Here is a 26,748-nt window from a genome sequence, read left to right on the forward strand (position 1 = left end):
TACGCAGCGACGTCGCGATCTCATATACATACGGATTCACATATAGAGGTGCAAGATGCCTGATAAAGACACTATTTCAGAAAAAAAGTCACAGCTTTCAAAAACGAAGCAGGCTCTTTTCGCAAAATGGACTCAAGGTAAACATACGCAAGTTTTGGATGAAAAGACTATTACAAGACGTTCTACACCAAACTTCATCCAGCTCTCCTTTGCCCAGCAGCGTTTGTGGTTCCTGGATCAATTAGAACCTGACAGCATGGCTTATCTGATTCCCATCGCACTTCAGTTAGCCGGAGACGTCAAAGTCCATTACTTGAAACAAGCCTTGCAGGAATTAATTGAGCGGCACGAGAGCTTACGCACCACCTTTTTAGCCCGGGATGGACAGCCAGTCCAGGTAATCGAGCCAACAGGTTTTGCATCTCTACCTGTTATCGACTTGAAAGGACTGCGACCTGAGCTTCGCGAGCAAGAGCTGAAACGGTTGGCCAGTCAGGAAGCACAGCACGCCTTTGATCTAGTGCATGGCCCCTTGCTGCGCACAACGCTACTCCAGCTAGAGCCAGATCGCCATGTACTCTTGCTCACCCTGCACCACATTATCACTGATGGTTGGTCCAACGAAGTCTTTGTGCGTGAGTTAACCACATTATATCGCGCCGCCGTAGCTCAACAAACTTCGCCCTTGCCTCCTCTTCCCGTTCAATACGCCGACTATGCTCTCTGGCAGCGAGGATGGTTGCAAGGAGAGGTTTTAAAGAGCCAATTGGCCTATTGGCGAACTCAGCTGGATGGGGTATCACCACTGGCCTTACCTACCAATCATCCACGTCCGGCCATCCAGAGCCAGCAGGGAGCCAGCCAATCCTGGCACCTTGCACCCGAGATCACCCAGGGATTACAAGGTCTGAGTCGACAGGAAAACGTGACGTTATTTATGCTGCTGCTCGCAAGCTTTCAAGTCCTATTGATGCGTTATAGCGGACAAAGCGACATCAGCGTCGGGACTCCGATTGCCAATCGACAGCAGGCCGAGATCGAGAACGTCATTGGTTTCTTCGTCAACACATTAGTGCTGCGTAGCGATCTTTCCGGCAACCCCAGCTTTCTAGAACTACTTCAGCGTGTACGCGAGGTCTGCTTGAGTGCCTATGCTCATCAAGATCTGCCCTTTGAGCAGATTGTCGAGGCGCTCGACATTGATCGTGACCTGAGTCGCACGCCACTCTTCCAGGTCATGTTTATCTTACAAAACACGCCCTACGAACAATACAACGTGGCCGATATTCAGATGAGCCTGCTAGAGGTAGAAAGCAGCATCAGCAAATTTGATCTGACCTTCACAGTAACAGAAGGCAAGCACGGATTACTTTGTACAGTCGAGTACAATAGTAAGCTCTTTGAAGCGGAGTCAATCCAGCACCTGCTGAATCATTGGCAAACCATCGTCCAAACCGTGCTACGCGATCCGCACCGCTCTATTGATGAGATGCCTCTACTAACTGAGGGCGAACGCGAACATATTCTGGGATTACACAATCGAACACAGCGCGATTACCCTCAGGACATATGTATCCATCAACGCTTTGAGCAACAGGTGCAACGCACTCCCGACGCCATCGCCTTGATCTTTGAGGGGCACCAACTCAGCTACGAAGAACTAAACCGGCGCGCCGATCAACTGACCGCTTATTTGCAACAGCGGGGAGTTGGTCCCGACGAGCTCGTGGGAATCTACATGGAACGTTCCCTGGAGATGGTTATAGCACTCTTCGCGGTGCTCAAAGCAGGCGGGGCCTATCTACCAGTAGATCCCACTTATCCGGCTGAACGCGTCTCATTCATGTTGGCTGATGCCAATGTGCAGATAGTTTTGACACATCAGGATCTTCCTCTGGCTCTGTCGAACGGCATTGAGGCTATCCATCTGGATCGTCAATGGGAACAGATCACGGAGACAACATCGAGCAAGTTACCAGTCGACGTAGCTTCTGAAAATCTCGCTTATGTGATCTACACATCGGGCTCAACCGGCAAGCCTAAAGGCACCATGAACACCCATCGTGGGCTTGGAAACTATCTGTACTGGAGACAGGAACACTATCATCTCTTCCCGTGGGATCGCGTCGTGCAAAAAACGCCCTACAGCTTTGATGTCTCGGTCTGGGAATTCTTCTGGCCGCTGACCACGGGAGCCAGCCTGATCATGGCTCGTCCGGAGGGACATCGCGATCCAACCTATCTGCGCGATCTGATTGTCGAGCAAGCTATCACCACGCTCCACTTTGTCCCCTCCATGCTCCACGTCTTTTTGCAGGAACCTGCCCTGGACGCCTGCCAGAGTCTCCGTCAGGTCATGTGCAGCGGAGAAGCGCTCTCCCCTGATCTCCAGACCAGCTTTTTCGCTCATTTTCCCCGACACGTACAGTTGCATAACCTCTATGGTCCCACCGAGGCCGCCATCGATGTCACCGCCTGGTCTTGCCAGCCCACAGACACCATCGTGCCCATCGGCATGCCCATCGCCAACACCCAGATCTATCTGCTTGATCGCTTCTTGCAACCCGTGCCCATTGGCGTGGCCGGCGAGCTCTATATCGGAGGAATCAACCTGGCTCGTGGCTATCTGAAGCGCGCCAATCTGACCGCCGAGCGTTTCATCCCCCATCCCTGGAGTAGCGAGCCGGGGCAACGCCTGTATCGCAGCGGAGACCTGGCGCGTCATCTGCCCGATGGCTCCATTGAATACCTGGGACGTCTGGACCAGCAAGTCAAGATCCGGGGACAGCGCATCGAGTTAGGCGAGATCGAGACCGTCGTGCGAGCCCAGATTGGGGTCAAGGACTGTATCGTTCTGGTCCGCGAAGATCGACCGGGCGAGCAACGTCTGGTCGCCTATATCGTTGGACAGGGAGAAGAAACGCTTACGAGTAATGCATCACGTACACTGCTGCAAGAGCGCCTGCCATCCTATATGGTACCTACAACGTTTATGTTCCTTGACGCTCTCCCCCTGACCACCAATGGCAAGATCGATCGCCGTGCCCTGCCGATACCAGAACAACTACATCCCGAGCTCGCCGAAAGCTTTGTCGCGCCAGCCACCGAGACAGAAGTCACACTTGCTCGCATCTGGTCGCAACTCCTCAGAGTCGAGCAGGTCGGCATCCACGACAACTTCTTTGCACTGGGAGGCGACTCGATCCTGAGCATTCAGATGGTCTCACGCGCCAGAGCCGCCGGACTGCACCTGACGCCCAAACAGCTCTTTCAATACCAATCCATTGCCCAACTCGCCCGTGTTGTCTCTATCACCTCTACCAGTCAGACGCCACAAATTCTGGTCACAGGGCCTGTCTCGTTGACACCAATCCAACATTGGTTCTTCGAGCGCCAGTTGCCCGCCCTTCAACACTTTAATCAGGCCATCATGCTTGTGACCACGCAACCTCTGCGTTTGCACTGGCTGCTCAAGACTATAAGAAGCGTCGTTCTACACCATGATGCTTTACGTTTACGCTTTACACCAGGCACAGACGGATGGCAGCCGGAGATTGCTGGCATCCCAACAACGTCTCCCGGCCTCATCATTGATCTTTCCAGCCTACCCGAACGCCAGCGCTTCCAGACCCAACTGAGCCTGGCAGAATCTGCACAGGTGCAACTGGATCTGAGCGCAGGTCTCTTGCTCTATTCGCTCTATTTTCTGCATGGATCACACCATCCGACGTATCTGCTCCTAATCATTCACCATCTCGCCATCGACGGCGTCTCCTGGCGCATTCTGCTCGAAGATCTTGAGATAGCATATGGACAATTAGCCGCCAACCAGCCCATCAGGCTTGCCGCCAAAACGACTTCGTGGCAAATCTGGTCTAACCACCTCCAGCGCTATGCGCAGACATCAAAAATCCACGCAGACCAGTCCTACTGGTTGGATAGCGCACGCACCAACATCCAGCCGCTACCACAGGATTGGGCAACGGGCAACAACACGATGAGAAGCAGTCGCATACACCAGATCACCCTCTCCCAGGAGCACACTCAGGCATTGCTGCACATAGTGGCAGACGCTTACCATACGCAGATTACCGAGATGTTACTGGCCGCCCTGGTGCAAGCTTTTGCACGCTGGACAGGACAGCCTTGTCTGCTTATTGATCTAGAAGGTCATGGTCGTGAAGAGACCAACGAGGAGATGGATCTGACTCGTACGGTCGGCTGGTTCACAACGCTCTTTCCGATTTTGTTCCAGTATGACATAACAAGCTCATCCATAGATGTCCTCAAAGCGGTCAAAGAGCAACTACGACAGGTGCCACACAAGGGCATGAGCTATGGCCTGCTGCGCTTTCTAAATCAGGACCCCGAAGTGATCGCCGCCCTGGCCGCACAACCACAGGCCCAGATCGTCTTCAACTATCTCGGACAATTTGATGCCTCATTCTCTCCCACATCAGTACTCACGCCTGCTTCAACGCCAACAGGAACAACCAGCAGTCCATCCGAGCCGCGGGCACACTTGCTAGAGATCACAGCAAACGTCCAGGGAGAACACCTGCATCTCAACTGGCAGTACAGTCAGGAAATACATCAGTACAAGACCATCGAGCAGTTAGCCCAATGGTATCTTGACGCCCTGATCACACTCATCGAGCTGTGTCAGACGCCCGAGGCCGGCGGCTATACCCCTTCAGACTTTCCGCTCGTGACGCTCGACCAAGCCGAACTTGATGCTCTCGTAGCGCAGATTCCACAGGCACAGGCAGGACGCCCAGGCCAGGCCATCGAAGACATTTATCCGCTCTCACCGATGCAAACGGGACTCCTCTTTCACAGTCTCTACACGCCAGAAGCCGGTGTATACGGCAACCAGTTGGAGTGGACGATTCAAGGAGCCGTGAATCTGGCCGCCTGGCAAGGAGCCTGGAACGCTGTGGTTCAGCGTCATGCCATCTTGCGTACCCTTTTTGTCTGGGAAGGAGTCACGCAGCCACTACAGATCGTGTTGCGTCAGCTTGAACCTTCCTGTGAGCTTCTCGATTGGCGTTCCTCCTCACCACTCCAACAGCAGGAACGCCTGGAGCACTTGCGACAAGCTACTGAGATAACCAGTCAGGATCTAAAAACCGCTCCACTGCTGCGCCTGGCGCTTGTACGTCTGCAGGATCAGACCTATACCTTTCATCTCAATATGCACCATCTAATCACCGACGGCTGGTCGCACGCGCTCCTGCTGACCGAAGTACAGACGCGCTATCAGGCATTCTGCCAGGGAAAGCAACCAGACCCGCCAGCCGTCTATCCGTATCGCAACTACCTGCTCTGGCTCCAGCAGCATGACCGGGACAAAGCAGAGCTGTTCTGGAGACGTTATCTCCAGGGACTACACACCGCGACGCGCTTGCCAGGTCGTACAGAGGACACCCATCCGCACTGGACCACGGCCATGACCCAACACGTCGCGTGCTCCACCTCACTGACAGCGGCGCTCACCGCTGGAGCGCAGCAACAACATATCACCCTCAACACGCTCCTACAGGGAGCCTGGGCGCTCCTGCTGAGTCGTTACAGCGGCGAGGATGAAGTACTCTTTGGAGCCACAACGACGGGGCGTCCGCCGTCGTTGCCCGGCGTCGAAACGATGTTAGGTGTCTTCATCAACACCCTGCCAGTACGCGTACAGGTCTCCCCAACCCATTCAGTAGGAGACTGGCTACGCGCCTTACAGAGCCAACAGGTCGAGGCTCGCGAGCATGAATACACTCCGCTGGCGCAGATCCAAACCTGGAGTGAGATTCCCACCGGACAGCCATTCTTTGACAGTCTCATCGTCTTCCAGAACTATCCTGAGGCGACATCAGTATTGGGGCAATCCGAAGAGATGAAGTTGGAGGGAAGCAGGCATGAGGAGCAAACCAACTATCCCCTGGCACTGCTCATCGTCCCTCATCAAAACACGTTAGGACTCAGCCTCCAGTATGACGCCGCTCGCTTTGAAGAGGATCTCATCAATCGTCTGCTCCAGCAACTTCAACGCATCCTCCAGGCATTTATAGAGCAACCTGAACAACCTCTGCACCGCATCTCGCTCCTCTCAGCGCAGGAGCGTCAGCAAGTTTTGGTCGCATGGAATGCCACGCAGCGCGACTATCCCGGTCATCTAACTGTTCATCAGCTCTTTGAGCAGCAAGTCCAGCGGACACCCGATGCTGTGGCGCTAGTCTTCGATGAGCAGCAGCTCACCTATGCTGAGCTAAACCAACGTGCCAACCAACTGGCTCATCATCTGCGGACGTTGGGAGTGGCTCCAGATGTATTGGTCGCGCTCTGCCTGGAGCGTTCACTGGAGATAGTCGTCAGCTTGCTCGCAGTCCTCAAAGCGGGAGGAGCTTACGTGCCTATCGATCCAACCTATCCGCAGGAGCGTATTACACGCATCCTGGCCGAATGTCAACCGTACGTGGTACTCAGCCAAACACAGCTCCCAGAACTTCAAGCAATCATATCCGGCCATATCCTCCTGATTAATGATGTATCCTGGTCTACCTTCCACGACAAGCCTACCAGCAATCTACCCAATCTAGTCACACCTGCCAATCTCGCGTACATGATCTATACGTCTGGTTCAACTGGAGTTCCCAAAGGAGCAGGTGTCTATCACAAAGGGTTCTTCAACCTGCTTACCTGGCTTATCTCTGAATTCCACCTCAGTGCGCATGATCAAGATCTGGTCATAACCTCGTTCAGCTTTGACCTCACCCAGAAAAACCTGCTTGCTCCCTTGCTGGTTGGGGGCTGCGTAAACATACAGTCGACCGGTTACGATATTGATCTGATTTGCCAGACAATTGCTCAGCGCCAAATCTCTCTCCTCAACTGCACACCGAGCATGTTCTACCCTCTGCTTGAAGCAGCGGAAGCCGGCGCATATGAATCCCTGAAATCGTTGCGCACAGTGTTTTTAGGGGGCGAGACAATCACGCCAAGCCGACTTCGGTCCTGGCTGCATGCTCCACTATTTCAGGGAAAAATAGTCAACACCTATGGACCGACCGAGTGCAGTGATGTCGTAGCCTTCCATCGCATCACTGAAGCCGAGTTGACTGTCGACGCCACGATTCCCTTAGGCCATCCAATCGCGAACACGCAGCTACTTATCCTGGACGCCCACATGCAGCTTGTACCTCCACTGCATATAGGAGACATCTACATCGCAGGAAGTGGAGTTGGTGCAGGCTATCTCCATGACGCAGCGTTGACAGCCGCCAAATTCGTCCATAATCCCTTTGCAGAGATTGCAGGTGCATACTTATACAAAACAGGCGATCTGGCCCGTCATCGACCTGATGGCACGCTCGAATTTTTAGGACGTAATGATCAACAAGTAAAGCTACGCGGCTACCGCATCGAGCTTGGAGAAATCGAGTCCACCCTGCGGACCAAGGCAGGTGTGCAGGAATGTGTTATCCTGGCTCGAGAAGATCAGCCAGGCGTAAAACGTCTGGTGGCTTATGTCGTAGGAGAAACAAAGCACACCCTCACAAGCAATGAGTTACACGCATTTCTACAAGAGCGCCTGCCATCGTATATGCTACCTGCGACGTTTATCTTGCTAGACGCTCTCCCCCTCACCCCCAACGGCAAAGTCGATCGACGTGCCCTACCTATCCCTGAACAATTACAATCCGAGCCCGCCGAAACGTTTGTCGCGCCGAACGACGCAGCAGAGATGCTGCTGGCCCGCATCTGGTCGCAGTTACTCCGAGTTGAGCAGATCGGCGTTCATGACAATTTCTTTACGCTGGGAGGCGACTCCATTCTCAGCATTCAGATGGTCTCACGCGCCAGAGCCGCCGGACTGCATCTGACGCCCAAACAACTCTTTCAATACCCATCCATCGCCCAACTGGCCCGCGTGGCCACAGCGACTACAACCATTCAATCATCACAAGCCCTGGTTACAGGACCTGTCCCGCTGACACCGATCCAGCACTGGTTCTTCGAGCGCTCGTTGCCTGCCCCTCACCACTTTAATCAGGCCATCATGCTCTCGACGCTTGAACCACTCCAGCTGCACTGGCTCCAACAGGCGTTACAACAACTCGTCCTGCACCACGACGCGCTGCGCCTGCGCTTTACATCCCGCATTGACGGATGGCAACAGGAGATCGCCGCTACCCCGACGACGCCTCCGGGACTCTTCGTCGATCTCTCCGGCTTACCGGAACAACAGCGCTTCCCGATCCAACTAGCTCTGGCAGAGTCTGCACAGGCACACTTGGATCTGAGCGCGGGTCTCTTGTTCCGTTCGCTCTATTTTCTACATGGATCAGACCATGCGGCGTATCTACTGCTAATCATTCATCATCTCGCCGTCGACGGCGTCTCCTGGCGCATCCTGCTCGAAGATCTTGAGGCGGCCTACAAGCAGCTTTCAAGCCATCAGCCCATCGGGCTCGCGGATAAAACAACCTCGTGGCAAGCCTGGTCCCACTATCTCCGACAGTATGCCCAGACACCCCGGCTCCGCTCAGATCAGACCTACTGGCTTGATCCCGCCCGTGCTCACATCCAGCCACTCCCTCAGGATCTGCCAGCCAGCCAGCCAACATTTGCCCATAGTCGAACGCATCGTGTCGCGCTCTCGCGAACGCATACACACGCCTTACTTCAGGAGGTCTCGGAAGCCTATCATACACAGATCACCGAGGTGTTGTTGGCTGCTCTGGTACAAGCTGTTACCGGCTGGACGGGACAGTCTCGCGTACTTATCGACCTGGAGGGGCATGGCCGTGAGGAGATCAGCGACGAGGTGGACATCACCCGTACCGTTGGCTGGTTCACGACCCTGTTTCCGCTGCTGTTAGAATGTGCGACCCATCCCCTGGACACGCTCAAAGCGGTCAAAGAGCAACTGCGACACGTGCCACACAAGGGTATGAGCTATGGAATGCTGCGCTTTTTGACGCAAGACCCCCAGGTGGTTGTTGCTCTGGCAGCGCAGCCGCGAGCGCAGATTATCTTCAACTACCTTGGGCAATTTGATGCCTCATTTTCCTCCACGTCGTTGTTCTCTGCGTCTCCACTTGATACCGGAGCCACGCGCAGTTCATTAGAGATACGTCCTCATCTCTTAGAAATAGTTGGCAGTATCGAAGGGGAACAGCTGTACTTCAGTTGGCAGTATAGCCAGGAAGTGCATCAGCCCCGGACCATTGAGAAACTGGCTCAAGCATATCTTGATGCTCTCGTCGCACTCATCGAGCTGTGTCAGACGCCCGAGGTCGGCGGCTACACCCCCTCAGATTTCCCGCTCGTGACGCTCACCCAATCCGAGCTTGATGCTCTCGTGGCACAGATTCCGCAGGCACAGACAGGTCGACCCGGTCAGGCTATCGAAGACATCTATCCGCTCTCACCAATGCAAACTGGACTCCTCTTTCATAGTCTCTATACCCCAGAAGCTGATGTGTACGATAATCAGTTTGAGTGGATTATCCAGGGAGCGGTAAATGTTGCGGCCTGGCAAGAGGCATGGAGTTCCGTGATCCAGCGTCATGCCATGTTGCGTACCCTCTTTGTCTGGGAAGGAGTCACGCAACCGCTACAGGTCGTGTTACGCCATATAGAAAGCTCCTGTGAATTCCAGGATTGGCGTTCCTCCTCACCACTCCAACAGCAGGAGCGACTGGAGAGATTAAGAGAAATCACACAACTCACCAGCGCACAGCTGGGTACTGCTCCATTACTACGTCTGGCGCTCGTGCGTTTGCAGGACCAGACCTACACCTTCCATCTCAGCATGCATCATTTGATCACCGATGGCTGGTCACAAGCGCTCCTGCTGACCGAAGTGCAAACCTACTATCAAGCGTTGTGCCAGGGAAAGCAACCGAACCTGCCAGCCGTCCGCCCATATCGCGACTATCTACTCTGGCTGCAACAGCACGATCTGGCGAAAGCAGAACAATTCTGGAGAGGATATCTTCAGGGACTGCGGACCTCCACGCGCTTACCAGGACGCTCTGAGCAGACCACTCACCCACACTGGACACCGGCCGTAGCCCAACACGTCGTGTGCTCTTCAGCGCTGACAGCGACCATCACCGCCGGAGCCCAGCAGCAGCAGATCACACTCAATACATTGATTCAGGGGGCCTGGGCGCTCTTACTGAGTCGCTACAGTGGCGACGATGATGTACTCTTTGGGGCCACGACCACGGGGCGTCCTCCGGAGCTTTCGGGAGTAGAGACGATGTTTGGAGTCTTTATCAATACGCTACCGATACGTGTCCATCTTCCCCACCGGAGAGCCGCAGGAGACTGGCTACGAACACTACAGAACCAACAGATCGAGGCACGCGAGTATGAATATACTCCGCTGATGCAGATCCAGACCTGGAGTGAGATTCCCACCGAACACCCCTTACTTGAAAGTCTCATCATCTTCCAGAACTACCCGGTGACAGCATCGCTATTAGGACAATCCCAGGAGATCACGTTGGAAGAAAGCAGACATCAGGAACAAACCAATTTTCCACTAGTACTCTGGGTCTTTCCCGACAACGATACGCTACTACTGCGCATACAGTATGATGCGACACGCTTTGAGGAAGAGCTGATCAGCCGACTACTCCAGCAGCTTCAGGCCATCCTCCAGACATTGGTAGAGCAACCGCAACAGCCACTGGAGAATATCTCGCTGCTCTCAACGCAGGAACGCCAGCAGATACTGGTCCAGTGGAACGCCACACAGAGTGACTATCCACAGGAATTGGCAGTGCATCAGCTCTTCGAGCAGCAGGCGCAGCGGACACCTGATGCGGTAGCGCTACTCTTTGAGGAGCAGCTGCTCACTTATGCTGAGCTAGATCGACGTGCCAATCAACTAGCCAGATATTTGCAAGGACGCGGAGTGAGTCCCGAGGTACTGGTCGGCCTATGCATGGAGCGTTCGCTAGAAATGGTTATAGGCTTGCTTGGTATCCTCAAAGCGGGAGGAGCCTATGTTCCGCTCGATTCAGCCTACCCCCAGGAGCGTCTGGCCTTCATGCTCCTGGACGCTCAGGTAGAAATTGTCCTGAGTCACACCTCCGTGCGGGAACGCCTTCCACACACATCTATGGATGTGCTTTATCTCGATCAACTATGGACACATCTTTCACAGCTGTCGCATGAGCCAGTACGCTGGACCGGATCATCTGACCAACTTGCCTATGTCATCTACACCTCCGGCTCGACTGGTCGTCCGAAAGCGGTCATGGGTACGCACCGTGCGACTGTAAACCGTTTTTCCTGGATGTGGCAGACATATCCATTTGAGCCACAAGAGATATGTTGTCAGAAAACAAATCTTAGCTTTGTAGATGCCGTCTGGGAAATCTTTGGACCTCTACTCCAGGGCATACCACTCGTGATCATCACCGATGAGCTCGTCAAAGATCCATCACAATTGTGTCTGCTGCTTGAACAGCAGGCCGTCACCCGTATCGTACTGGTCCCCTCCTTATTGCACGCGATTCTGACGGAGCAAGAACAGGTAGGATTCCTGTTGCGGCGACTGACCCTCTGGGTTAGTAGTGGAGAGCCGCTCCCGGTGGAACTGGCGCAACGCTTCCCCGCAACGCTTCCCCGGGCGCGTTTGCTCAATCTGTATGGTTCATCTGAGGTTGCCGCAGACGTGACCTACTATGAAGCTAGTCAATTGGATCCACACGCCGGTCTGCCGATTGGACGTCCTATCGCCAACACGCACATCTATCTCCTGGATGCTGACATGCATCCGGTTCCACCCGACGTACCGGGAGAGATCTACGTCGGTGGCGTCGGTGTGGCGCGAGGATACTATGGACAAGCTGCGATAACCGCCGAGAAGTTTGTCCCTGATCCCTTTCATCAAGATGCAGGAGCTCGCCTCTATCGTACGGGCGACCTGGGACGTTATCGCTCCAATGGCATTCTTGACTATCTGGGACGCAGTGATCAGCAAATCAAACTGCGAGGCTATCGCATTGAGTTGGGAGAAGTCGAAGCGGCCCTGAAGGCGCATCCGAACGTTGAGAATAGCATCGTTCAAATGCGCGAAGACCGGCCTGGGGACACACGTCTGGTCGCCTATGTCGTGGGACGACCAGACGCGAAGCTCAGCAGCCACGAGCTACGTAGTGCACTCCAAATGCGTATCCCAACGTACATGCTCCCTGCGGCATTTGTATTCCTCGCAGCGTTACCTTTAACACCTAACGGCAAGGTTAATCGACACGCCTTACCTGCGCCAGAAACGCTTCAAGCAGACAGCGTGTCCCTGGCAGACAGGGACAGAACGCCGCTTGAGGATCTGTTGACAGGCATATGGAGACAGATACTGGCACGTCCCACAGTAGGACTAGACGAGAACTTCTTCGAGGTGGGAGGACATTCTTTGCTGGCGACCCGCCTGATCGGGCAAGTGCGTAGAGTAGTAAAGATCGACCTCCCGTTGCGGACAGTTTTTGAAGCTCCCACCATCGCCGCGTTTGCGCAGCGCATCGAGCGAGCCATGCGTCAGAGACAAGCAATCCTGCTGCCATCTCTGGAGATACAGACACGCCCCGCAGTGATCCCACTCTCCTTTGCCCAGCAGCGACTCTGGTTTCTGGACCAGTTGGAACCGGGAAATACGGTTTATCTCCTACCAATTGCCCTGCGCATCCAGGGTGAGCTGAACGTATCAGTACTGGAGAAGAGTCTCCAAGCGTTAGTGCAACGCCATGAAAGTTTACGCACGACTTTTATGGAGTATGATGGACAAGCGGTGCAGGTAATTCATACCGTCGGACAGATAAATGTCCCAGTACTTGATCTGCATGGAATTCCTCAAGAGCAGCAAGAACGGGAAGTGCGACAGTTCGCCGAACAGGAGGCTCGACGGCCCAGTGATCTAAAACAGGGGCCGTTACTGCGCACAACCATTCTGCGTCTGGCCCCCAACCAGCATATACTTCTGCTGACCCAGCACCACATTATCACCGATGGTTGGTCTAACAGCGTGCTAGTGCGCGATTTCACGACGCTATACCACGCCTTTGCCACAGGACAAGCGTCTCCGCTGCCTCCGCTGCCCATACAGTATGCCGACTATGCGCTCTGGCAGCGGCAGTGGCTCCAGGGAGACATTCTGGAACAACAGATGGCTTACTGGCGTAAGCAGTTGACGGCCAGCGCTCCACTCGATCTGCCCACAGACTACGCACGTGCAGCGATACAGACATTCCATGGACGCAATCAAGCATGGCGCTTCTCGGCACAACTCTCTGAGGCATTGCAATCGCTCAGCCAGCAACAGCATGTAACGCTCTTTATGCTGCTGCTTGCGAGCTTCCAGGTGCTACTCATGCGTTACAGTGGACAAAACGACATTAGCGTAGGAACGCCCATTGCCAATCGTCAGCAGAGCGAAATTGAGGATGTAATAGGGTTCTTCGTTAACACGCTCGTCATGCGTAGCGATCTCTCTGAGAATCCTCCATTTGAGCAGTTCCTGCAACGTGTACGAGAGATCTGCCTGGATGCCTATGCTCATCAGGACCTCCCCTTTGAAAAAATTGTAGAAGAACTCTCGCCTGCACGCGACATGAGTCGAACCCCACTCTTTCAGGTGCTCATTGTCTTGCAGAACACACCTCAGGAGCCGGGGGCTCAAACGGGATTACAGATGAGTGTGCTTGACATAGAACGAACCACGAGCATGTTCGATCTGACGCTCTTTATTGGAGAGACAGAGCAAGGTCTTGCCGGAACCTTGCAATACAATACCAATCTCTTCAAAGAAGACACCATGATACATCTGCTGCGCCACTGGCAAACATTGCTGGAAGGCGTCGTACAACATCCACACCAACACGTCAGAGAGATACCACTACTGACAGCGGACGAACAAGTTCAAGTGCTTGAGACCTGGAATGCGACGCACCATCCATATCCATTGCAGGGTATTCATCAGCTCTTTGAGCAGCAGACGCTGCGCACTCCAGACGTCGTAGCCGTAGCCTTTGAGGAACAATCGCTCACCTACGCTGAGCTCAACCGACGTGCCAATCAACTGGCTCACTATTTCCAACGACAGGGAGTTGGTCCTGAGACCGTCATTGGTATCTGCATGGAGCGTTGCAGCGAGCTTGCCATAGGGGTATTAGCGATACTCAAAGCAAGTGGAACCTATCTGCCACTCGACCCATCCTATCCGCAGCAGCGTCTCGCCTTTCTGCTCCAAAATGCTCAGCCTGCCTGGATTTTGACGCAGACTGCGCTTCTCGCGCTCTTTGATGAGCTCGCATCAGAGGCACATCTGCGTTATCTCACAATGGATCAACCTCCAGCCGAACTGATGCACCAACCCACCCAGAATCCAGACATCAATGTGTCTGTGGAGCAACTGGCGTACGTCATCTATACCTCTGGCTCGACAGGCCGGCCGAAAGGAGTCATGCTCTCGCATCAAGCGCTCCTCAACCTGTTCACCTGGCAGGCACAGGAACTTCCCTTGCAGATGGGAACACGCGTCCTGCAATTTGCGCCCTTGAACTTTGACGTCTCCTGTCAGGAACTCTTCACGACCTGGCAGAGTGGCGGCACGCTTGTCATGCTGCCTGACGACGAGATGCGACGCGATCCCGAAGCAGTATTAGCCATCCTCGCACGCCAGCAGATTGAGCGTATCTTTGTACCATATGTCGCATTGCAGCAATTGGCACTGGAGGCAGAGACACAAGCCCATCTGGCGCTGGCACTGCGTTGCATCATTACCGCCGGAGAACAGCTCCAGATCACACCGTCGATTGTAGCCTGGATGGAGCGTCTCCCCGAAAGTGTGCTCTATAATCATTACGGACCCAGTGAAAGCCATGTCGTCACCTCTTATGCACTGCATAATAATCCGCAACAGTGGCCAATTCTGCCGCCAATTGGTCGTCCAATCGACAATACGCAGCTCTACGTACTGGATACACTTGGACAGCCTGTGCCAGTGGGCATCGTTGGAGAGCTCTATATCGGCGGTGATAATCTGGCGCGTGGCTATCTCGGACAATCGCTATTGACCGCAGAACGCTTTCTTCCCCATCCTTTTTCCCGGACTCCGGGGCAGCGCCTGTATCGCACTGGAGACCTAGCACGTTATCGCTCCGATGGAAATATAGAGTTCCTGGGACGCGTGGATCAACAGATCAAGCTGCGAGGCTTCCGCATTGAACCAGGTGAGATTGAAGCGGTGCTTACCTCTTTCCCGACAGTGAAAGAAAGCATTATCATACTTCACAAGGAAAATGCTGCGACATCTTCTCTAATCGCATATCTCGTCCCCTCCTCCAGCGAGCACGAGATCAATAGAGACGAGTTACGCCACTTTTTGCGCGGACAGCTTCCCGACTATATGCTTCCATCCTTCTTTATCAGCTTGCCTGCCCTACCCCTTACCGCGAGTGGTAAAATCGATCGCAGAGCCTTACCACGCCCAACGCTTGATATATCTGATACACATGAGGTCTTACTTGAGCCACAAACACCGATCCAGGAGCTTATAGCAGCCCAGTGGTCTGAAGTCCTGCTGCACCCCCACATCGGCATAGATGCGAACTTTTTTGCGCTGGGAGGTCATTCTTTACTGGCGACGCAGATTATTGGACGCCTGCGCCAGATCTTCCATCTTGAGCTGCCGGTACGCAGCCTCTTTCAATCGCCCACCATCAGAGGCTTGGCCCAGGAGATTGAACGCCTGCAACGAGATCCACTCACCGCATCCATGCCTCCGCTTGTAGCGAGAGATCGTCAGCAGCCCCAGGTACTTTCCTTTGCCCAGGAACGTTTCTGGCTGCTTGAACAACTTGACCGCAGTGGCACATCCATGCCAGCCGCATTACGTCTCCAGGGCCGTGTCGACGTTGCTGCCCTCCAGCGCAGCTTTGAGGCCCTGGTGCACCGCCATGAAATCCTGCGTACGACCTTTGCAAACACACGCGGACAACTCATCCAGGTCATCGCCCCCACATCCTCGGTCAGCTTACCGCTGCTCGATCTCAGCGATTTGTCAGCCGAGACACGCGAGGCGCTTCTGACACAACTGGTCCAACAGGCATTTCAACAGTCCTTTGATCTGGTACACGGTCCATTGCTACACACCACGCTCCTGCGACTCGGCGAGCGGGAACACGTGCTATTCCTGACGCTGCACCACATTCTCTCGGATGGATGGTCTACAGGATTGCTAGTACGTGATCTGACAGCATACTATCAGGCGTATACAACAGGGAAGCCAATCACGTTGCCGGAGCTCCCTATCCAATACGTCGACTACGCCCTCTGGCAGCGTCAGTGGTTCCAGGGAACAGTCCTGCAAACGCAGCTGGCCTATTGGAAAAGCCAGCTCCAAGATCTACCAGAACTCCTGGATCTGCCGTTGGACCATCCACGTCAGGCCGTGCAGACCTATCAAGGCAGACGCATCGATTGGCAGATGCCACACGCATTGCTTGCACAGATCAAACACCTCAGCCAACGTGAGCATGCGACGCTCTTCATGACGCTCCTGGCCTCCTGGCAGATCTTACTGATGCGCTATAGTGGTCAGCAAGACTTTGCGACCGGCACCTTTATCGCCAATCGCACACAGCCTGCGCTTGAAAATCTGATTGGCGTCTTTGTGAACACGCTGGTATTACGCGCCGATCTGCATGGAAATCCAAGTTTTCTACGCCTGCTCGCACGCGTACGACACATGACACTGGATGCCTACACGCATCAGGATGTTCCCTTTGAAAAGCTGCTAGAGTCTCTTCCTATCGAGCGCTCACTCAGTCACACAGCCCTCTTCCAGGTACTCTTTACGCTCCAGAATTATCCATACACGGCACTGGAGCTACCAGAGTTATCCTGGAAGCCATTGGGAAGTGCGATACAAAATGCGCGCTTTGATCTGATTGTAGAGGCACGCGAATACAACGATGAGCTTGTCGTATCATTTGAATACAATACATCGCTCTTTGAAGCCCAAACGATCGAGCGCATGATCACCCATTGGCAAGTCATATTAGCAGCCATTGTAACTCATCCAGAGCTTACAATCGAGCAACTTCCATTGATGACATCCACTGAGACGCAGATCCAACTCGCACAATCTGACGCCAGAAGTGCTCAGAAACCACCCACAGGGAATATTCAGCAACTATTTGAAGCTCAGGCCACCCGGTCCCCGGATGCTATCGCTGTACTGGGTAAGCAGACAGCCCTAACTTATGCAGAAGTAAATAGCCGTGCGAATCAACTGGCACATTATCTACGTCGTCAAGGAGTCGGACCCGATATCTTTGTGGGCGTCGCATTGGAACGTTGTCCCGACCTGATTATCGCACTTTTGGCGATCTTCAAAGCAGGGGGAGCCTATGTACCGCTTGATCCTTCTTATCCAGTCGAGCGCCTGGCCTTGATGCTGGACGAGACCGATCCGCTGCTCGTGTTAACGCAAGCAACCTTTGAAGCGATCATCGCATCTCAGACGACGCGCTATCTTTGCCTGAACACCATGGGAGAACGCTGGGAAAACGAACCGGTCAGCAATCTACACCACAGCAGCAAGCCAGAGCATCTGGCCTACATGATTTATACATCAGGTTCCACAGGCACACCCAAAGGTGTCATGATCCCGCACGCCAACGTCATACGCCTTCTCACAGAGACACATGACTGGTTGCACTTTACGCCACAAGATACATGGACATTTTTCCACTCCTATGCCTTCGATTTCTCAGTCTGGGAGATCTGGGGTGCCTTGCTGACAGGTGGACGCTTGATCATTGTCCCCTATGCAATCAGTCGCGAACCGGGCATATTCTACCAACTCCTCGGTCAGGAAGCCGTTACCGTGCTCAATCAGACGCCCTCGGCCTTTCAGCAATTGATCGAAGCCGAAGCCCGCGAGACGCGCTCAACTCCGCTGGCGTTACGACTGGTGATCTTCGGGGGTGAAGCCTTAGAGCTCAAGCGTCTGGCCCCGTGGATCAAGCGCCATGACGATCAGCATCCGCAACTCATCAATATGTATGGCATTACAGAGACCACGGTCCATGTGACCTATCGAGCCATCACGCGGCAAGACATCGTCACCCAACCCGGAAGTGTAATCGGGCAGGCCATCCCCGACCTATCCTGTTACGTCCTCGACGAGCACCTCCAACTGGTCCCACAGGGAATACCCGGAGAATTATATGTTGGAGGTCCAGGACTCGCACGCGGATATTGGCAACAACCGACGATCACAGCGGAGCGCTTCATCCCGCACCCATTTAGTACGCTCCCTGGTGAGCGCCTCTACCGTACTGGAGATCGTGTCCGTCAGCTAACCACAGGTGAGCTTGAATATCTGGGACGTAACGATCAGCAGGTCAAGTTGCGCGGCTTCCGTATTGAATTAGGCGAGATTGCATCGGTACTTGAGCTAATGGCAGAAGTTCGAGAAGCCCTGGTGGTATTACGCGAGGAAAGCAATACACAAAAATATCTGGTGGCCTATGTCATCCTGCGGCACAGCGAGGACAGGATCACCACGCATCAACTCCAGGCGCAGGCACGCAATTTCCTACCCGAATACATGGTCCCAACCTACATAGTCTTCTTAGACACGTGGCCTATCACACTCAACGGCAAAATCAACACCAAAGCCTTGCCAGCTCCCACCATAGAAGATCTGAGTCATCGCACACCCTATCTGGCTCCACAGACTCCTTTACAGGAAGAACTGGCGGTATTGTGGGCCGATGTGTTACAAACCGCTCAGGTGGGCATACAGGATCACTTCTTTGAAGTGGGAGGCAATTCCTTACTCGCCGTCCAACTACTCAATGGCATGCAAGAACGCCTGGGCATAGCGCTCTCCTTTGTCGCGCTCTTCAACGCGCCCACTATTGAACAACAGGCCATTCTCCTACAAGCGCAATCCAAACGGATAGACACGTGGAATCCGCTCGTCACGCTGCAACACGCAGGACAAAAAAGCCCCTTCTTCTGTATCCATCCAGTGATGGGAACGGTCTACAGCTATGTCCAACTGGCACATAGCTTACGGCCCGATCGCCCATTTTACGGCTTACAAGCGCGTGGTTTGGCCAGTGGACAAACGCCATTCTCCAGCGTCGAGGAGATGGCGACAGCCTACGTGGAAGCTCTGACACAGGTCCAGCCTGAGGGGCCTTACTTCCTGGGAGGTCATTCTTCCGGTGGGATGGTCGCCTTCGAGATGGCACGCCAATTGCAGGCCCGGGGATCAGAGATAGCGCTGCTGGCCCTGCTCGACACAGTTCCCGGCACAGAAGCAACCTCAAGTACATTTGCTCGCTCTCTACCATCGGACAAAGCCATCCATGCCAGCATCTTAATTGACTATCTCAAAGTCTTCAGTGGTTACCGCGCTCAATCTCTGGCGCTGACCTATGAACAGCTCTGTGATGAATCGCCAGAAAGACAGCTTCAGATCGTCTTAGAGCACCTCAAAGTCGCTAACCATCTTGCGCAATCCATGAGCATGGAAGAATTCAAGCAACTTATGCACGTCCTTATCATCAATCAGCAAGGATACCTACAATATCGTCCTGGTACCTATCATGGACCGCTGACCATATTGCGCTGCGCAGAGGCATCCGATGACATTCAGGAGCGCTGGACACCTTTTATCACCCAGCCACTGAAGGAATATACCGTCCCGGGCAATCACTTCTCGATGCTGATAGAGCCACACGTCACGACACTTGCAAGTCAATTACAACACTGTATCGATGAGGCCGAACAAAAAAAGATTTATTGAGGATCGTTCGGCTCCGACAAAAGCCGTAAGTCATCATCGGAGAGCTCATCCAAATTTGCCAGCATCCGCATAAGATCCTCATTATCGACCTGCTCAGCCTGCATGATCAGCTCCAGCTGGCGTTGCTCGATGAGTACCGCCATCTGCTCGATGGTTGGTACTTCAAAAAGCTCTCGTAAGGAGATTTTGACTTCAAACATATTCTGAATGCGCGTTGCGAGCCTGGTGATCAGCAGTGAATGACCGCCAAGATTAAAAAAGTTGTCATAGATTGAAACCTGTGAAATCTGTAAGAGCTGGCACCAGACTGCGGCTAGTTGCTCTTGCAGAGCTGTTTGTGGCACAACAAAGCTCGTTTCCGTTGTACGCTGCTGACGGTCAGGATGAGGTAATGCCTGCCGATCAATTTTCCCGTTAGCAGTCAGCGGGAAAGCGGGTAACGTCATGATAGTGCCGGGCACCATATAGGCGGGCAGGAAGCGACTGAGATAGCCACGCAATTGTTCTATGGATGCTGTAATCGTTGTGTATGGAGTAATATAAGCCACCAGTAGAGATCCCATATCATGATACTCATGCAGGAGCACCACAGCCTCTTTAATCTCCTCGTGCTTGCGCAGTGCAGCTTCGATCTCGCCCAGTTCAATACGGAAGCCACGTAGCTTGACTTGATGATCAATACGTCCGAGAAACTCAATAGCGCCATCACGATGATAGCGGGCCAGATCGCCCGTACGATAGAGACGGCCGCCCTCTTGCTGGCTGAACGGGTTCGGCACAAATTTTTCAGCGCTTAGTTCTGGACGGTTAAAGTAACCACGAGCGAGATTTGTGCCTCCTATGTAAAGCTCTCCGGCCACGCCGATAGGAACAGGCTGGAGGTCAGTATCAAGCAGATAGATTTGAGTGTTAGCAATGGGACGACCAATAGGAACGTAGGCCTCACCTGACTGGCAGGTCCAATGGGTGACATCGATAGCTGCTTCTGTAGGGCCATACAGATTATGCAGATGAACGTGCTCTGGAAACTGTATAAAGAACTGCGCCTGGAGATCAGGGAGTAAGGCTTCTCCGCTACAAATAACCCGACGCAAACTCAGGCATGCGTGTAGATCTGACTCCAGCAGGAACGCTTGAAGCATGGATGGCACGAAGTGCAGCGTACTGACAGCCTGCTCGATAATTAGCGCTTTCAAATAGCCCGGGTCCTGATGTCCCTCTGGCTCCGCCACAACCAGACTGGCTCCAGTGATTAAAGGCCAGAAAAATTCCCACACAGAGACATCAAAGCTATATGGTGTCTTCTGCAAAACGCGATCCTCCGGGCTCAAATGATATGCCTCTTGCATCCATAGCAGACGGTTGGAAAGCGCCTGCTGGCTAATCATGACTCCTTTGGGTGTGCCGGTGGAACCTGATGTATAGATCATATAGGCCAGATGGGCAGGATCGATCTGTATCTGTGGGGCATGCTCTAATAGAGTAGATGGGCCGGCTTTGACAGCGATGATTTCTGCGCTCGTATGCGTTGTATACAAATGTGCGAGCAACGGTTCTTGCGTAAGAATAAGCGCGACGTGCGCATCGCCAAGCATATACTCCAGGCGTACTACCGGATAGGCTGGATCAAGTGGGACGTAGGCTCCTCCGGCTTTAAAAATGGCAAGCAAGGCAATGACCATCTCAATAGAGCGTTCCATATACACGCCCACGAGCGTGTCTGGACCAACATGATGGCGTTGAAGCTGCGCCGCTAAATAATTGGCTTGCATGTTTAAGTGTTGGTAGCTGATCTCATTATCGTCAAAGCGGATAGCGATAGCGTCAGGCTGCTGAAAAGCCTGCTTCTCGATCAGTTGGATGCAGAGGTCTGGGGAGAATATACATGCTGTCTTGTTCCAATCCACGACAATTTGCTGCTGTTCTTGCGGTGTTAGCAAGGGAATGGCTTGAATTGGTTGCTCTACCTGTGTCACGATATGTTCCAACAGAACCAGAAAGTGCCTCGCCAGACGTTCAATCGTTGCGGCCTCAAAGAGATCTGTATTATAGCGAAAACTCGTGCTTAATGTATCGTCAAATTCAAATATCGTCAGTGCGAGATCAAAGAGTGCCCCTTGCTGACCATAGAGAAATGGTTCAAATGTTAAGCGCGTAGATCCAGAGCGGCTGCGCGGCTTATCCCAAATAAAGGCGGTCTGATAGAGTGGAGGATAGCTGAGATCACGTGCGGGTTGTAAGCGTTCGACGAGAAGCGGGAAAGGATAGTCTTGATGCTTTAATGCCTGCAAGACTTTCTGCTGGGATTCTCGTAAGAGCTGCACAAAAGAGAGTCCTGGAGTCAGGTGGCTACGAATGATAACGGGATTCGTGACATCATCAATAATACGTTCCAAGAGCGCTTCATCGCGTCCGAGGGCTGGAGTTCCAACCAGGATATCATCCTGGTTCGTGTAGCGAAAGATAAGCGTCTGATAGCCTGCCAGCAACAACGTAAATGGCGTAACTTTTTCCTGATTTGCCAACCTGCGGAGCTGCTCAGTGAGTGTCTGACTCAACGTCAGGTTGAATGTCGCACCAGAATAGGTCTGCACAGGGGGTCGCAGGTGATCGGTGGGCAGGCTCAGTATAGGCAAAGGGGCTGCAAGAGTTTCTCTCCAATAGTCCCAGTGCTGTTGTCCAATCGGGCTGGAGAGCATCGTCTGTTGCCAGCGGACATAGTCATTATGTTGGGTTGCTGGTAGTGGTAGCGTTACTGTTGTCTGTGTTTTAGCGGCACCATAGAGGAGAAAAAGCTCATCGGCGAGAATATTAAAAGCCCAAAAATCGAGAATAATATGATGTGAGATACAAGCCAGAATCGTCTCATCAGTACCTTTACTCAGGAGCACGATACGAAAGAGAGGTCCCTGAGCCAGATCAATCGCTTGATTGCCTCTGGTCTCAAGTTCCCGTTGTAACGCCTCATTACTCCAACTGGTAGCATCAATTTCTTCGATGGGGATCGCCAATCGAGGCACGATATGGAGAGACAGTTTTTCATCCTCTACCGCAAAGGTCGCTGTCAGAATAGGATAACGTTGGACTACCTGTTCGCATGCGGCTTGTAAGGCTGAGCTATCCACGGCCTCAAAGATACGGACAGCGTAGAGAAGATTGTAGGCGTAACTTTCGGGAGCAATATTCGCATGGAACCAGAGCGCCTGTTGGTTATACGACACGGCTTCCCAGCGTTCCATCTGTTCAGCCTGGGTCTGCATTAACCGATGCTGGATCAGAGTTACGTCTGAACTGCCATTGTGAGGATCTAACTGTGGCTGCTCTTCTGTGGCAAATTGCTCTAGAAGAGACGTCGTGAGTTGAGCGATACTCGGTCCTTGCAATAATGTGACCACAGGGATGCGAATAGACAACTGGAATTCAAGCTGGTGCTTGAGATCAAGAGCCATCAACGAATCCAGCCCGAATGAGGCCAGCGACTGATCAGGATCGAGTTGGTTCGGAGGAAGTTGTAATACTTGCGCCACTTGTAGATGAAGATACTCTGCCAGCAACGGATAACGCTGTACGTTTGCCGCTGCCAGTATCCGTTGTCGTGGGGACCGCTGGCCTTGTGGCGATACGTCAGCTGCGCTACTTTTTGATGGTGAGATCAGGTGGCTGAGCAATGGCAAGGCCACTAAATGAGGATAGCTTTGTGCGAGTAAAGCCCAATCGATCTTCACGACGCCCACACGACTGCTCGCCTGTGAAATAAGATGGTCCAGTACATCAAAGACGCTGCGGGGCTCGAGACGTTGGATACCACGTTTTTCCCAATATGTGTGAACATGCAGTCCTTCTGCCGTTGCGCCAGAGCCGACATGAGCAACAGCTCCCCAGTCGATGCTTACTGCCTGTCGCCCTTGCATCCGCTGGTGGCTAGCCAGCACATCCAGAAACTCACCTGCCGCTGCATAATTTCCCTGTGAGGCAGAACCCAACAGTGATGCAACAGAAGAGAATAAGACAAAGAAGTCCAGAGGCACCTGTTTGAGGAGTCGAACGAGATTCCAGCTACCGCCTACTTTGGGACGTAATACTTCCCGCAGATCGTTCTCTGTCAGCATCGCTAAAGGTCGTATCAGCGACTGGTTCTGCTTATCTTGCCAGACAGCTGCGGCATGCAACACGCCACGGAGTGGAGGGAATTTCTGGGTGCCAAGATCGTCAAAGGCCGCTTGTAATTGGTCCGCATCAGCAATATCTACCGCCGTATAATGAATGTGAGCGCCGCGTCGCTCCAGTGTCTGTATAGCAGCCTCATGTATTTCACTTGAGATAGGATATTCCCATTGCTCTCGTGGACGAAGCTGCGTGCGCCCAAGCAAAACAAGGTAACGTGCTCCTTTATCGAGTAGCCATTGAGCGCTTGCCAATCCTAAACCACTCAAGCCACCAGTGACCAGGTAGCTGGCGTCCGCTTGAATAGAGGAAGACTGTATCATGGGCGGTGCTGCATGCAGCAGACGGGCGACATAGCTCCGATTATGACGAAAAGCAACTTGATCTTCTTGTTGCTCGGGATAAATATGTGCGAGGAGACTCTCAGCCGAAGAGAAGACTGTTGCCTGAGGATCAAGATCTATCAGTCCCCCCCACAACTCAGGATGCTCCATGGCACAGGTTTTGCCCAGTCCCCATATAGAGGACTGAGCGATTGCGGGTAATATGTCATCAATGATAACTGGTTGTGCGCCGCGTGTCACCAGCCAGAGTCGTGGTGAATGCGTATCACTGTACATCAGGGTCGCCTGGATAATCTGGAGCACACTGGCGAGATTCAATTCCTGTTGCGTGAGCAGTTCATCGGCCGTTAAACTTTCCGCTACTGGTGCATCCAGACTCCAGAGATGGATAATATACCCAAAGGGTGAAACTTTTTGCTCATCCAACAAGTGTTGCAGGCCCGTGACCGCATCGGCCTGGATCTGATAATGACCTTCATCGAGTTGCGTAAAAGACTTCCCTTTTGTCACCAACACACAACGCTCGCCGCGCTGACGCAAGCGCGTCGCGAGTTGTGCACCAACGCCCTGTTCATCCCCGAAGACCAGCCATGGACCCCCTGATGGTTGTGCAGTCATCGCCTGTTGCCTTGAGAAATCCATCTCTTCCCATTGCAAGTGATAAAGTAGATCGTCCAGTGAGCCTGCAACGGAGGTAGGGACAGGCGTCGTAGTGGCTATCTCTACGCGCTGGAGTTGTAGTCCAGATATTTCTGTGATACAGATGCCATCATCTGTATAGAGTGTCACATTGCCAATAATGGTTTGCGCCTCCCCTCCAGTCAGAGGTGTGCTTAATCGTGCATGACTCCATAGACGCCGTGGCACTGTTTGATGGATGGCAAGATCATTCATGCCTCCTGGAAGATAGCTGACATTGGTAGCGCTGCGAACTTCTGAGGGAAGTGCGGCCACTAGAAGCAGACAACAGGTATCAAGCAGCGTTACAGGCAATTGATAGAGCCCACTCATCTCATCATCTTGCTCAATTGTGTTGATGAGGCCAAGCGCTTCACCCGTCGTGTACCAGATATCGCTGATCGCTTGATACGGGCCGCTCAATTGGAGGCCGTGCTGTTCCATCTGCTGATACAGTTGGCCGGGAGCAAGATACGTCCGACAACGTCGTTGTATCTGCTCAAGGACAGATCCCGGTAACACTTGTCGCGAAAAGGCTTGAGGAGGCTGGATGGCATCAGAAAATGAATTTTCTGCATACACACGCATTTCAGACAGATCCAGCTTCTCTTCCTGATGAAAAGCGACCAGATTGGCTTGCTCTTTCAGATCGGCAAGATAGGGAAGACTACTGAGGACAAGCTCGGTCGAAACCCCAAAGTCCATCTGACAGGCGATCTCATTGACGCCACAGGCCTGCAATTGCTTGACCAACTTGAGACAGCTCTCAGGAGTCCCGAAGAGGACGCGCTGATTGGAGATGAGGCGCTCAAAGACGAAGATCAAATAATCATCGAGATCCTGAGGGGTGAGCGTACTCATATCAACTTTTTGTCCACGACTATGCGCGATGGCATCAAGTAAATGCGTCGCTGAGCGCAAATAAGCACAGAAAGGACCCTGAAGTTGTGCACGTACCGTCTCTTCATCTGGTCCCACGAACGTGTGCAACATGACAGAAACCTGACCTGTGGCTGGATCATAGCCATGCTGTGCACGTGCAGCGCGATAGATCTGAATCTTCTGAGCCAATTCTTCAACGCTCTGGTTATACATATGGGTTAACAGATTTGCTCCCAGACGACCCGCAGTTGCGAAGGTATTTGGATTGCCAGCCGCCGTAATCCAGAATGGAAGCTCACGCTGCAAAGGAGCTGGATAGGTCCGCACCTCTGCCATCTGACCATCGCCGGCGCGTGCTGTGATTGTTTCCCCACGCCATAATTTCCGCACTGTCTCGATGCCAGCATACATCATCTCGTTCCGCTGCGTATACGCATCTGGATTGAGCACAAAATCATTGGGATGCCAACCCGATGCAAAGGAGATCTCAACGCGACCGCCAGAAAGATTGTCGATCATCGCCCACTCTTCAGCGATCTGAATAGGATTATGTAAGGGTAAGACCACACTACCTGCTCGCAATTGGATATGGTGTGTCTGTGTTGCCAGTGCTGCGTGTAAAATGGCTGGATTTGGATAAAGGCTGCCTTCTTGTGTAAAGTGACGCTCAGGTACCCAGATTGAAGAAAAACCATGTTGATCGGCAAATGTCGCACTCTCAAGCACCAGACGATACTTTTTTTGCTCCGTAGAGGCCTCATTACTGGAAAAGAAGATCAATCCAAAATCAATCTTCTGATCTGTCACCAGCTCAGGTGTGGTGACAAAGCGTGTTTCTAAATTCTGCAC

2 protein-coding genes are annotated in these 26,748 nt (G+C 53.1%); one reads left to right on the forward strand and one right to left on the reverse strand.

Going from position 1 to position 26,748, the window contains the following annotated elements; genetic code table 11:
- Nucleotides 1-55: 55 nt before the first annotated feature.
- Entirely contained in the window at nt 56-19,831 is a 19,776-nt protein-coding gene (locus AC27N8_RS02870; RefSeq protein WP_487063759.1) for a non-ribosomal peptide synthetase, read from the forward strand.
- Here AC27N8_RS02870 and AC27N8_RS02875 read toward each other — a convergent pair.
- Nucleotides 19,825-26,748, reverse strand: a complete 6,924-nt coding sequence (locus AC27N8_RS02875; protein ID WP_487063761.1) for a MupA/Atu3671 family FMN-dependent luciferase-like monooxygenase — start codon at nt 26,746-26,748, stop codon at nt 19,825-19,827. The two genes, AC27N8_RS02870 and AC27N8_RS02875, sit on opposite strands and share 7 nt — an antisense overlap.

The organism is Dictyobacter sp. Z7_2, assembly GCF_057551105.1.

Excerpts from the sequence above, each read along its gene's own strand:
- AC27N8_RS02870 (WP_487063759.1), top strand. The coding sequence starts at position 56 with ATGCCTGATAAAGACACTATTTCAGAAAAAAAGTCACAGCTTTCAAAA.